Annotated in this window: 12 protein-coding genes and 1 pseudogene; 2 read left to right on the top strand and 11 right to left on the bottom strand. The window is 69.7% G+C overall.

Translation table 11 applies throughout. The annotated features are described in order from the left end of the window. The 8 genes and pseudogenes from ACE3T5_RS19240 to ACE3T5_RS19205 all read right to left on the bottom strand — a co-directional run. Window positions 1-114 (bottom strand): annotated as a pseudogene (locus tag ACE3T5_RS19240) (oxidoreductase); the annotation flags it as partial. An 8-nt stretch (window positions 115-122) separates the two neighbouring features. Then, entirely contained in the window at window positions 123-980 is an 858-nt protein-coding gene (locus tag ACE3T5_RS19235; RefSeq protein WP_374669721.1) for a class III extradiol dioxygenase subunit beta, read from the bottom strand. Between the two features lie 4 nt (window positions 981-984). Further along, window positions 985-1,359 carry a protocatechuate 4,5-dioxygenase subunit alpha gene (gene ligA / locus ACE3T5_RS19230; protein WP_374669720.1) on the bottom strand — a complete coding sequence of 125 codons (375 nt, stop codon included), beginning with the start codon at window positions 1,357-1,359 and terminating at the stop codon, window positions 985-987. Window positions 1,360-1,383: 24 nt separating this feature from the next. Next, on the bottom strand, window positions 1,384-3,066 hold the full coding sequence (locus tag ACE3T5_RS19225; RefSeq protein ID WP_374669719.1) for a tannase/feruloyl esterase family alpha/beta hydrolase: 1,683 nt from the start codon (window positions 3,064-3,066) through the stop codon (window positions 1,384-1,386). Continuing rightward, the gene (locus tag ACE3T5_RS19220) at window positions 3,066-4,001 is read right to left on the bottom strand and encodes an amidohydrolase family protein (protein WP_374669718.1); all 936 of its coding nucleotides are present in this window, start codon (window positions 3,999-4,001) and stop codon (window positions 3,066-3,068) included. The genes ACE3T5_RS19225 and ACE3T5_RS19220 overlap by 1 nt, the downstream gene beginning before the upstream one ends. Before the next feature lie 37 nt (window positions 4,002-4,038). After that, a complete protein-coding gene (gene ligK / locus ACE3T5_RS19215; protein WP_374669717.1) occupies window positions 4,039-4,722 on the bottom strand; it encodes a 4-carboxy-4-hydroxy-2-oxoadipate aldolase/oxaloacetate decarboxylase in 684 nt (227 codons plus the stop codon). Window positions 4,723-4,774: 52 nt separating this feature from the next. Then, window positions 4,775-5,809 (bottom strand): amidohydrolase family protein, encoded by a 1,035-nt coding sequence (locus tag ACE3T5_RS19210; RefSeq protein WP_374669716.1) that lies wholly within the window; start codon window positions 5,807-5,809, stop codon window positions 4,775-4,777. Window positions 5,810-5,838: 29 nt separating this feature from the next. Then, the gene (locus ACE3T5_RS19205) at window positions 5,839-6,522 is read right to left on the bottom strand and encodes a substrate-binding domain-containing protein (RefSeq protein WP_374669715.1); all 684 of its coding nucleotides are present in this window, start codon (window positions 6,520-6,522) and stop codon (window positions 5,839-5,841) included. 99 nt (window positions 6,523-6,621) lie between these two features. Between ACE3T5_RS19205 and ACE3T5_RS19200 the strand changes: the two genes are divergently transcribed. Together ACE3T5_RS19200 and ACE3T5_RS19195 are read left to right on the top strand one after the other, a co-directional pair. Continuing rightward, on the top strand, window positions 6,622-7,533 hold the full coding sequence (locus ACE3T5_RS19200; RefSeq protein ID WP_374669714.1) for a LysR substrate-binding domain-containing protein: 912 nt from the start codon (window positions 6,622-6,624) through the stop codon (window positions 7,531-7,533). A gap of 108 nt (window positions 7,534-7,641) precedes the next feature. After that, window positions 7,642-8,895 (top strand): methyltransferase domain-containing protein, encoded by a 1,254-nt coding sequence (locus ACE3T5_RS19195; protein ID WP_374669713.1) that lies wholly within the window; start codon window positions 7,642-7,644, stop codon window positions 8,893-8,895. 4 nt (window positions 8,896-8,899) lie between these two features. Here the strand turns inward: ACE3T5_RS19195 and ACE3T5_RS19190 are convergent, their stop codons facing one another. From ACE3T5_RS19190 to ACE3T5_RS19180, 3 genes are all read right to left on the bottom strand, one after another. Next, window positions 8,900-9,865, bottom strand: a complete 966-nt coding sequence (locus tag ACE3T5_RS19190; RefSeq protein WP_374669712.1) for an AEC family transporter — start codon at window positions 9,863-9,865, stop codon at window positions 8,900-8,902. A gap of 42 nt (window positions 9,866-9,907) precedes the next feature. Then, a complete protein-coding gene (locus tag ACE3T5_RS19185; RefSeq protein ID WP_374669711.1) occupies window positions 9,908-10,804 on the bottom strand; it encodes a DUF1932 domain-containing protein in 897 nt (298 codons plus the stop codon). A gap of 13 nt (window positions 10,805-10,817) precedes the next feature. Further along, window positions 10,818-11,350: TRAP transporter large permease subunit (locus ACE3T5_RS19180; protein ID WP_374669710.1), on the bottom strand; the 533-nt coding region annotated here is incomplete at its 5' end.

Here is an 11,350-nt window from a genome sequence, read left to right as displayed (position 1 = left end):
GGTCTTGTCCAGCTCGCGGCCGATGACGGAGGTGACCTGCACGCCGTCGATCAGCTTCAGGGCGTCCAGGTGCTTCTGGCCAAAGGCGCCGGCGCCGGCCAGCGCGATACGCAGGGGAGTGCTCACAGGTTGTTCTCCATCACGAGGTGGCCGACGGCGGTGTTGGACGCCGGCACATGGTAGAAGCGGTGCTTGACGGTCGGCTTCGCGCCGCCCGCCACGTCGGCCATCGCGCCGCGCGCGATCAGCCACATCACGAGTTCGATGCCTTCGCTGCCAGCCTCCTGCACGTACTCGATGTGCGGCACCTGCGACAGCGCCTCGGGCTCGGCGATCAGGCGGTCCAGGAAGCGGTTGTCCCACTCGCGGTTGATCAGGCCCGCGCGCGGGCCCTGCAGCTGGTGGCTCATGCCGCCCGTGCCCCAGATCTGCACGTTCAGGTCGTCGTCGAAGCTCTCCACGGCCTTGCGGATCGCCTGGCCGAGCTGGAAGCAGCGCCGGCCGCTGGGCACGGGGTACTGCACCACGTTCACCGCGAACGGGATCACCTTGAACGGCCAGGCCTTGGGCTGCCCGCACATCAGGGACAGCGGCACGGTGAGGCCGTGGTCCACGTCCAGGCGGTTGACGATGGTGAGGTCGAAGTCCTGCTGGATCACCGACTGCGCGATGTGCGCGGCCAGCTCCGGATGGCCTTCGACGTCGGGCACGGGGCGCGGGCCCCAGCCCTCGTCGGCCACCTTGTAGTGCCCGGCGGTGCCGATGGCGAAGGTGGGGATCATCTCCAGGCTGAAGGCGGTGGCGTGGTCGTTGAAGACCAGGAACACGACATCGGGCGTGTTCTCCTTCAGCCAGCCGCGCGAGTAGTCATAGCCGGCGAAGACCTTCTGCCAGTACGGCTCCTCGGTCTTGCCGAGGTCCATGGCCGCGCCGATGGCGGGCACATGCGAGGTGTAGACGGATGCGGTGATGCGTGCCATCGGGCTAGCTCCTTCCCCATTGGGGATCGCGGCCGCCCGCGATCATCATGTTGCGGTATTCCTCCTCGCTCATGCCGGTCATGGAGCCGGCCATCTGCTGGAAGCTCTTGCCGTCGGTGGCGCCGATCTTGGCGAGGAAGTAGATGTTGCCGCCGGCGGCGATGCAGCGGTTCAGGTCGCGTGCCAGCACAGCCTGCTTCTGCTCCTCGGTCATCGCCCATTCGTCGAGGTAGGCGCGCTCGTCACGCTTGAAGCGCTCGCGGTTCTCGGCCTTCATGAGCGACATGCAGAACTGGTTGAGCCAGTAGCCCTTGCGGCTCTGGTCGGCGTCGAAGATCGTGGTGCCGGGGATGCCGATGTACGGCTTGTCCAGGGGCATGGTTTCCTCCTTGGGGCTTGCGGGTCAGTCGGTGCAGGTGAAGCTGCCAGCGGCGTTCACATCGCCCTGCCGGTAGCGCGGCCACTGCGGCCATTCGCACAGCGGGCGCGAGCGCTTCACCGCGAAGGGGGCCTGCGGCTCCTGCTCCACCAGCGTCAGGCCGGCGGGGGCGCGGTCATTCTCGACCCAGTCCACCAGCGCCTGGAAGAAGTCGGCGTTCGCCGGCCCGCCGGTACCCACGTGATCCACGCCGGGCGCGGTATAGAGCTTGAAGAAGCTGGCCGTGCGCGCAGCGCCCATGCGCTGCACCACCGACTGGTGATAGGCGATGCCGGCATACGGGCTCTGCGCGTAGTCGGCCAGGTTCTCCAGCAGGATGATCTTGCCGCCGCGCTGGTGGAACTCCGTCAGGTCCGGATTGGTGCCGTCCATCAGCTCCGAGACCTGACGGATGCGCGCGAGGTGCTTCTTCGGGTCGTACTGCCGCACGTCGAGCTTGGGGTCCTGCGCGTAGAAGTACTGGATGGCACCCGCGCCGTAGTACCAGGCGATGCCGTTGGCCTGCACCGGCGGGAAGGCCGGCGCCGCGCTGCCCGTCCACCAGGCCTGCCAGCCTCCGGTGGGGCCGTTGGCCGGCAGGGCCTCACCGCTCGGGCCGCGGCCCGGGTAGCGCGTGATGCCGTTCGCCAGCTCGAAGTCGAACACCAGCGGCGTGTGCAGCGTCTGCACCGCCTTGACCTGGGCGGCGTTCAGGCAATCGCTGCCGGTGGCCGTGCCGCAGGCCAGCGTGTTGAAGTTCAGGCGCGCCTTGCAGCGCACGGGGTCGGACACCAGGCCATCCGCCACGCCATCGGAGGCGTCGCAGGACTGCAGCACGTAGTCGTGCACGCGCTTCACCTGCGCCGGCGGCAGCCAGCCCTCGCCCACCAGCGCCAGGCCGTCGCGCAGGCCGGCGTGCTGCAGCCCGGTCCAGTGGATCACGGGCACGCGACTGAAGATGCCGTCGAAGTCGCGCGGGTAGCGCTGCGCCATCACCAGGCCTTCACGGCCGCCTTCCGAGCTGCCGGCGAAGTACAGCTTCTTCGGCCGCTCGCCATAGGCCGCGATCATGACGGCCAGCGCCACGTCACGCACCTTCTTGTACGAGGCGTGGGCGAAGTTCTCCAGCGCCTCCGGATGCAGGGCAAACGCCTGCGGCGGGACGCCCGGCTTGTTCTGGTGGCCCGAGTCGGTGCCGTAGGTGACGTAGCCCATGGCCAGCGGCGCGGGCCGGTCGAAACGCTGCGCCGGCAGCAGCGACTGGCCGCTGATCAGCACGCCGTTGAAGCCGCCACCGCCATACTGCACCGAGCGGCCGTTCCAGTGCACCGGCAGATTGATCTGGAAGTGGATGTCGGGCGCGTCGCCGTTCCACGGCGCGATGCGGCCCAGCACCTTGCAGTGCGGCGGCAGCGCGGGCGTGATGCGCGCCGCGGGCGTGGGGCCGCGCTCGGCGACCTTCAGGTCCGAGGCAGGTACCAGCACCGCCGAATCGATCTTCGCCGGCCCGCTGACGAGGCCGATGGCGGAGGTGGGGACGCTCATGCCGGCGAGCGAGGCGCACACCGGCTCGGGGGAAGCCGACAGCTTGTGGCTCGTGCCGCAGCCAGCCAGCACGGCCAGCAGGACGAGCGCGCTTGCGCGGCGGGCGGCTTGCGGCAGGTTCATCAGCGGCTCTCTTCCGGCCAGTACAGCCGATTCGGGTTGTCCACCAGCAGCTTGCGCTGCAGCTCCGCCGTGACGGCGATGTGCGGGATGAAGTTCACCAGCAGGCCGTCGTCGGGCATGTGGTCCTTCAGGTTCGGATGCGGCCAGTCGGTGCCCCACAGCACGCGGTCCGGGAACGTCTCCACCACCTTGCGAGCGAACGGCACGACATCGCGGTAGGCCGCCTGCTCGCCATCCAGGGCACGCGGGCCGGCGACCGACAGGCGCTCGGGGCAGCTCACCTTGCTCCACACGTTGTCATGCTCGCGCATGAACTTCAGGAACAGGCCGAACTCGGGGCCGTCGACCGGCTTGGTCACGTCGGGCCGGCCCATGTGGTCCACCACCACCGTGGTCGGCAGCGCGGTGAAGAAGTCCCACAGCTCGGGCAGATCCACCGCCTCGAAGTAGATCACCACATGCCAGCCCAGCGGAGCGATGCGCGCGGCGATCTCCATCAGTTCGTCCTTGGGCGTGAAGTCCACCAGCCGCTTGACGAAGTTGAAGCGCACGCCACGCACGCCAGCGGCATGCAGCGCCTGCAGCTCGGCATCGGTCACGCTGCGCTTGACGGTCGCGACGCCGCGCGCACGCCCTTCGGCGCGCTGCAGCGCATCCACCAGCGCGCGGTTGTCCGCGCCGTGGCAGGTGGCCTGCACGATCACGTTCTTGTGGAAGCCCAGGTGGTCGCGCAAGGCAAAGAGCTGCTGCCAGCTCGCGTCGCAGGGCGTGTACTTGCGCTCCGGCGCGTAGGGGAAGTCGGCGCCCGGGCCGAACACGTGACAGTGCGCATCGACCGCGTTGGCCGGCAGCACGAAGCGCGGCTTGCTGGGGCCCGCGTACCAGTCGAGCCAGCCGGGGGTCTTGGTGAAGGGGCCAGTGGTGGGTTTGGTCATCACAAGGACGCGGCCTTCAGGCCGCGGTTTCGTCTGTTCAGTCGATGTACTTCAGGCCCGCCCTCTCCAGCGGCTCACGCATCTTGTACATGTCCAGGCCCAGCACACCGCTGGCCAGCTTGGCGCGCTTCTCGCCTTCGTTGGCCTCGCGCGCGGCGGCGGCCTCCAGCGTCTTCTTCGCCATCGCCGCGGGCACGCAGACCACGCCGTCGTCGTCGGCCACGATCACGTCGCCGGGCGTCACCAGCATGCCGGCGCAGACCACCGGGATGTTCACGGAGCCGAGCGTCGCCTTGATCGTGCCCTTGCTGCTGATGGCCTTGCTCCACACCGGGAACTTCATCTCGGTGAGGGTCTTCACGTCGCGCACGCCAGCGTCGATGACAAGCGCCACCGCGCCGCGCGCCTGGAACGAGGTGGCCAGCAGGTCGCCGAAGTAGCCGTCGGTGCATTCGGCGGTGATGGCGGCCACGACGATGTCGCCGGGGCGGATCTGCTCGGCCACCACGTGCATCATCCAGTTGTCGCCGGGATGCAGCAGCACGGTGACCGCCGTGCCCGAGACCTGCGCGCCCGCGTAGATGGGCCGCATGTAGGGCTTGAGCAGGCCCACGCGGCCCATGGCCTCGTGGACGGTGGCGGAGCCGAGGCGGCCGAGCTCCGACGCGACGGACGCATCCGCGCGCTGGATGTTGCGATAGACGACGCCGAGTTCGTACATGGGGGTTCTCCTTGTTTCGTCATTCCCGCGAAGGCGGGAATCCAGGGTCCCTTCAGCGCCCCTGCTTCTTCAGCAGCGCATCGAGGCGCGGGAACACGCGGCGCGTGTTGGCCTCGAAGATCTGGTGCTTGTCTTCCGCGCTCAGGATCTTCGACGCGTCGATGTAGCGCTTGGTGTCGTCGTAGTAGTGGCCGGTGGTGGGGTCGATGCCGCGCACCGCGCCGATCATCTCGCTGGCGAACAGCACGTTCTTCACCGGGATCACCGTGTTCAGCAGGTCGATGCCCGGCTGGTGGTACACGCAGGTGTCGAAGAAGATGTTGTTCAGCACGTGATGCTCGAGCAGCGGACGCTTCATCTCCTGCGCCAGTCCGCGGAAGCGGCCCCAGTGGTAGGGCACCGCGCCGCCGCCGTGCGGGATGAGGAAGCGCAGCGTGGGGAAGTCCTTGAACAGGTCGCCCTGCACGCACTGCATGAAAGCCGTGGTGTCCGCGTTCAGGTAGTGCGCGCCCGTGGTGTGGAAGCAGGCGTTGCACGAGGTGGAGACGTGGATCATCGCCGGGATGTCGTACTCCACCATCTTCTCGTAGATGGGGTACCAGGCCTTGTCAGTGAGCGGCGGGCTCGTCCAGTGGCCGCCCGAGGGGTCGGGGTTGAGGTTGATGCCCACACAGCCGTACTGCTCCACGCACTTCACCAGCTCGGGGATGCAGGTCTCGGGCGCCACGCCAGGCGACTGAGGCAGCATCGCCACCGGCACGAAGTTCTGCGGGAAGAGCTGCGACACGCGGTAGCACAGCTCGTTGCAGATCGCGGCCCAGGTGCTGGAGACGTTGAAGTCGCCGATGTGGTGCGCCATGAAGCTGGCGCGCGGCGAGAACAGCGTGAGGTCGTTGCCGCGCTCCTTCATCAGGCGCAGCTGGTTGGCCTCGATGGTCTCGCGGATGTCGTCGTCGCTGATCTTCAGGTCCGCCGCCTTGGGCATGACGGCGGGGTTCTGGATGCCGGCGATCTGCTGGTTGCGCCAGGTTTCCAGCGCCTTGGGCGCCGTGGTGTAGTGGCCGTGGCAATCGATGATCAGGCTCATGCGTTGTCTCTCTTGGAAAGTGCGGGGGCTCAGGCCGGCGCCATGCCCTGCCGGCGCTTGGCGTCGGCGGTGGCGGGGTCGGCCATGAAGGCGAGCAGCTCGCGCACGGTGCCGGGCTGCTGCGAGGTGGCGCACACGGCGCCAGAAAAGACGGTGGTGATCTCGGCGCCGGGCGGCATGCCGCCCACGATGGCGATGCCTTCCAGGTGGATCAGCTCGCTGCGCTGCTGGAAGCCGATGGCAACGTCGCCGCGTGCCACCATGCTGCCCACGGGTACGCCGGGCGGCGCCTGCACCACGCGCGCTTGCACTTCGCTGGCGATGCCCCAGCGCTCGAACAGCTTCAGCAGCGCGGTGCCGCTGGGGCCGGTGGAGTAGCCGATGGAGGGAGCCGCGAGCACCACCTGGCGCAAGGCGGCCTCCGTCGAGACATCGGGCGCCGGCGCACCCGCGCGCACGGCGATGGCCACGTCGGAGCGCACCAGGTCGACCCGGCTGCCCGCGAGCACATGGCCGGCCGCCGCGAGCTTGTCGATGGCGTCCGAGGCCAGCACGACCACGTCGAGCGCCTCGCCGGCGGCCACGCGCTTCGCGGCGTCGACGCCGCCCACGGATTCCATCGCCACGGCCGCGCCACCGCGGGCCTGCCAGGCCTCGCACAGATCCACGAGCAACAGGCGCGTGGCCATGGAAGAGATGCCTCGGAGCGTCATGGGCCGGATTCTGGGTGAGCCCCCTGAGGAGAGGAAGGCAGCGACCCCACTAGCAGCTATATCGCTTCGGCATAATGAAGCTGTAGCTATTCAATTCACATGGATCTCAAGCAGCTCGAATATTTCGTGCGCGTGGCCGAACTCGGCAGCTTCACGCGCGCGGCGATCGAGCTGGACGTGGCCCAGCCCGCCCTGAGCCGGCAGGTGCGCCTGCTGGAGGTGGAGCTGCGCCAGACCCTGCTGGTGCGCAACGGCCGCGGCGCCGTGCCCACCGAGGCGGGCAAGCTGCTGCTCGATCATGGCCGCGGCATCCTGCACCAGGTGGAGCGGGCCCGCGAAGACCTGGGCCGACTGCGCGGCGGGCTGGCCGGCCGCGTCGCCCTGGGCCTGCCCAGCAGCGTGGCCCGCGCGATGACGGTACCGCTCACGCGGGCGTTCCGTGAGGCCCTGCCAGAGGCCCGCCTGTCCATCAGCGAGGGCCTGTCCAGCGCGCTGCAGGAGGGCCTGACCAGCGGCCGGCTCGACATCGTCGTCCTCTACAACGCCCAGCCCTCGCGGGAGCTGGACCTGATGCCGCTGCTGGAGGAGGAGCTGGTGCTGGTGCGCGCCCGCCCGCCCGGCCTGCATGAGGATCCGCCAGCAGGCCCGGTGACGCTGGCCGAGGTGGCGCGGCTGCCGCTGGTGATCCCCACGCGCGGCAACGCGGTGCGCATGTACGTGGAGGCGGAGATGGCCGACATCGGGTGCCGGCCGAACGTGGTGCTGGAGATCGACGGCGTGTCGGCGATCCTGGACCTGGTGCTCGACGGCGCCGGCTGCGCCATCCTCTCGCGCAACGCGCTGCTGCACACGCCGCGGCCCTCGGCCTACGTGGTGCAGCGCATCGGCGAGCAGCCGCTCACCATCCGCCTGTCGCTGGCCACCAGCCTGCAGCGGCCCGCCACACCGGTGCAGAAGGCGGCGCTGGACCTGATCCGCCAGACGGCACCGCGGACGGTGGCGCACGCCTGAGCGCCGGCGCAGGCCGGCAAGACCGCGCGCGGTGCAGGTGCATCGCAGGTCGTGCGTGACGCGACTAAACTGCGCGGCGCCGCCGCCCACCTGACCCCCTATCCCCTCATGAACGCCGCACTCGACGACACGCAGTCCCTGATCCCCTGCAACCTGTGCGGCGGTCATGCCGTCTCCGTGCTGTCCCGGCGCAGCCGCAGCGGCGCGGCCCTGCGCACCGTGGCCTGCAAGGCCTGCGGCCTCGCCTGGTCGGACCCGCGGCCGCACGAGGCGCGCAGCTTCTACACCGACGACTACCGCGTGGCCTACAAGGGCAGCTTCACGCCCCGTCCCAAGCACGTGCTGCGCGCCGGGCGCGTGGCGCTGGACCGGCTGGCCAAGATCCGCCCCTGGCTGGCCGGACGGCCGCGCGTGCTGGATGTCGGCAGCGGCGGCGGCGAGTTCGCCTACCTCCTGCAGCGGCTGGGCCATGTCATCACCGGCATCGAGCCGAACAATGGCTACGGCCGCTACGCCGCTGAAACCTACGGGCTGGACATCCGCCTGGGCTTCCTCGCGGACCGGCTGGCGCCGGGCGAGCAGTTCGACCTCATCACCATCTGGCACGTTCTGGAGCACACCGAGGACCCCGGCGCCACCCTGCGCCTGCTGGCCGGCGCGTTGCGGCCGGGTGGCCGCCTGGTGGTGGAGGTGCCGAACGTGGAGGCCATCTGCCAGTCGCCCCGCAGCAGCTTCCATGAGGCGCATCTGTACAGCTTCAATGCGGCGTCGCTCGGTTGCCTGGCGCGACGCAACGGCCTGTCGATCTGCGACACGCGCCTCTCGGCCGATGGCGGCAACCTGACGATGGTGCTGGCGCCTGCCGATGCCGCGGATCCCATGCCCGCCGCAACCATCGAAGGCAACCATGCCCGCGTGGCGGGCGTCGTGGCCGGGCACACACCGCTGGCCCATGCCTTGTCATCGCATCCCTGGCGGCGTGCGGGGTCGCGCCTCGCCGGAGCGGTGTCCGAGTGGGTCGAGCTGCGCCCGGGCGAGAACGGCCGCGCGCTGCTGGACCGCCTGTACGGCCCCGAGCTGGGCGAGGCAGTGCCGGCCCGCCCGGCGCTGCCCGTTGCGACCTGGGCCTCGCTCGCGGCCGCCTACCTGGCGGCGGTGTTCGTGGAAGAGTGGTTCGTCGATCACTGGGCCGCCGCCAACGGGTGGTCGTCCGGCGCGACGCTGGGGGTGTACCTCGCCCTGCAGATGGCCGTGATCGCCGGCGTGATCGCCCTCGCCCGCTCGCGCCGCCTCGCCCGCCGCGAACTGCTGCGGGTGGGCGGGTGGGCGGCGCCGCTGCTGGCGATCCCTGCGGTCTGCTGAGCGCTCAGCTCCCCATCCGCTGCATCACCCACAGCAGCGACGTCAGCGTGAAGAACGACGCCACTGTGGTGCCAAGCTGCGCGGCGGCGGCCATGCCGTCGTGGCCATGGCGCTGGGCCAGGATGGGATAGATGCCGAGCATGGGCACGGCAGCCATCAGCACCACGGTGAGCTGCAGGTCCCGTGGCATGTCCGGCAACAGCACCACCGCGCAGAGCACGGCCAGCGGATGCGCCACCAGCTTGCCGAAGGCCACCGCCAGCACGTCACGCGCCATGCCCTGGACCTGGATGCCCACCAGCGAGCCACCGATCACGAACAGCGAGATTGCCGCGCAGGACATGGCCAGCAGGTCCACCGCCTTCGCCACCGGCAGCGGCAGCTTCCACCCCAGCAGCGAGAACAGGAACCCGAGCGCGATGCCCCAGATCATCGGGTTGCGCACCACGCCGATCACGGACTGGCGCAAGGCCGCGCGCATGCGCTCACTGCGCGTGGCGCCGGCCGCGGCGCCATCGGCGTCTGCATCCGCCAGGGCCATCGCCAGCGGCAAGAGCAGGAAGTTCTCCACCACCATGGCCAGCGCCAGCCCCACGCCCGCCACCTGCGGGCCGAAGGTCTGCGCCACCAGCGGAAAACCGATGAAGCCGCTGTTGGGGCAGGACATGCCCATGCCCATGATCGCCGCGACCGAGAGCCGCCGGCCCTGCAGCCGCGTGGCCCACAGCACCCCGCCCAGCATGACCACCAGCGCGCCCAGCGCATAGGCGGCGATGAACACGGGGTTCAGCACCTCGGCCACGCTGCGCTGTGACAGCGCGTTGAACAGCAGCGCCGGCAGCGCCAGGTTGATCACGTACTTGCCGAAGACGCGCATCTCCGCCCGCTGGAACAGCCCGGCACGCGTGGTCAGGAAGCCCGCGGCCACCAGCAGGTAGATGGGGACGGTGATGGCAAGGACGGAAAGCATGGCCGGTGGCGGCGCGACGGCCGGCAGTTGGGGCGGGCGCGCTCAGTCGCGCGGACGCGCCGCGAGCAGCCGATCCGCGTAGGCCTGCCAGTCGGCGTCCTTCGCGAGGCCCTGGAAGACGCCGGCCGCGGCCTGGTCGGCCACCCACTGCTGCTTCGCGGCGATGGCGGCCGTCATGAGCGGATCGAAGCCGGCCTCCTGCACGGTGCGCGCGGCCTCGCGCATCTCCTCGGCGCGGCGCTTGCCATGCTGCACGACGCGGCTGAAGAAGTAGGCGCCCTGGCGCGACCAGTCGATGGAGGGAAAGGTCTCCTGCAGCGTGGGCAGCACGTGGTCATCCACGCCATAGGCCCGCGCGGTGGCGTAGCTTTCGATGACCAGCGCCTCCAGGCCCTTGATCATCACGCTGCGGCTCATCTTGATGGCGCTGGCCACGCCCAGGCGGTCGCTCACGGCCTTCGCATCCATGCCCCAGCCGGCCAGCACGGCGGCCAGTTCCGCCGCCTTGGCGCCGCCCAGGAGCATGGGCACGCGGATGCCGTAGGGCGGCACGGAGGTCATCACGCCCGCCTCCACGTAGTGCGCGCCGCGCGCATCCACCAGCGCCGCCGCCTGCTGCTTGGTGCCGGGCGAGGCAGAGTTCAGATCCAGGAACAGCGTGCCCGGACGCAGGTGGCGCGCCGCCTCCTCGGCGACCGCCAGCGTGTTGGAGGCGGTGACGGCCGAGATCACCAGGTTGCTGCCCTCGCACAGCGCCTGCATGCCTTCGCACGCGCGCACATGAGCGGCCCGCGCGCGCGCCTGTTCAGCCTCACGCACGGCCGGCTGCGCGAACTTCAGGTCCCAGGCAGCGACAGACGCCACCTGCGGACGCAGGCCCGCGGCAAAGATGCCGCCCACCTCGCCATGGCCGATCAGGCCGATGTGCCAGCTGCTCACGATCACCCCTTCGTCAGCCTACGAACTGAACCAGCCACAGCGAGATCGGCGGGAACAGGATCAGCAGCGTGGTGCGGATGATGTCGCTGCACAGGAAGGGCAGCACACCGCGGTAGCTCTCGCCGATGGGCACGTCCTTGGCCATGCCGTTGACGACGTACACGTTCAGGCCCACCGGCGGCGCCAGCAGGCCGAAGCCCACGGTCATCAGCACCAGCACGCCGAACCAGATGGCGACCAGGTCCTTCTCCATGCCGAAGTCCAGGCCCATCACCACCGGGAAGAAGATCGGGATGGTCAGCAGGATCATGGACAGCTCGTCCATCACCGCGCCCAGGATCACGTAGAACAGCAGGATGCCGGTGACCACCATCAGCGGCGGGATGCTCCAGCCCTGGATCAGCGCGGCCAGTTGCGCGGGCACCTGCGTGAGCGCCAGCGCGGTGTTCATCATGTCGGCGCCGGCGAAGATCATGAAGATCATCGCGCTGGCGGCGGCGGTGGCATAGAAGCAGTTCTTGATCTTGTCCCAGGTCAGCTCGCCGC

Origin of the sequence: Ramlibacter sp., assembly GCF_041916345.1 — a bacterium.
Taxonomy (GTDB): Bacteria; Pseudomonadota; Gammaproteobacteria; order Burkholderiales; family Burkholderiaceae_C; genus Ramlibacter.
Note: the sequence above shows the minus strand (reverse complement) of the source record. Positions and strands in the feature narration are given on the sequence as shown.

Bases quoted from the DNA above. Each gene is read 5' to 3' on its own strand.
- ACE3T5_RS19235 (WP_374669721.1), bottom strand. From the start codon at position 980: ATGGCACGCATCACCGCATCCGTCTACACCTCGCATGTGCCCGCCATC.
- ligA (WP_374669720.1), bottom strand. From the start codon at position 1,359: ATGCCCCTGGACAAGCCGTACATCGGCATCCCCGGCACCACGATCTTC.
- ACE3T5_RS19225 (WP_374669719.1), bottom strand. From the start codon at position 3,066: ATGAACCTGCCGCAAGCCGCCCGCCGCGCAAGCGCGCTCGTCCTGCTG.
- ACE3T5_RS19220 (WP_374669718.1), bottom strand. From the start codon at position 4,001: ATGACCAAACCCACCACTGGCCCCTTCACCAAGACCCCCGGCTGGCTC.
- ligK (WP_374669717.1), bottom strand. From the start codon at position 4,722: ATGTACGAACTCGGCGTCGTCTATCGCAACATCCAGCGCGCGGATGCG.
- ACE3T5_RS19210 (WP_374669716.1), bottom strand. From the start codon at position 5,809: ATGAGCCTGATCATCGATTGCCACGGCCACTACACCACGGCGCCCAAG.
- ACE3T5_RS19205 (WP_374669715.1), bottom strand. From the start codon at position 6,522: ATGACGCTCCGAGGCATCTCTTCCATGGCCACGCGCCTGTTGCTCGTG.
- ACE3T5_RS19200 (WP_374669714.1), top strand. From the start codon at position 6,622: ATGGATCTCAAGCAGCTCGAATATTTCGTGCGCGTGGCCGAACTCGGC.
- ACE3T5_RS19195 (WP_374669713.1), top strand. From the start codon at position 7,642: ATGAACGCCGCACTCGACGACACGCAGTCCCTGATCCCCTGCAACCTG.
- ACE3T5_RS19190 (WP_374669712.1), bottom strand. From the start codon at position 9,865: ATGCTTTCCGTCCTTGCCATCACCGTCCCCATCTACCTGCTGGTGGCC.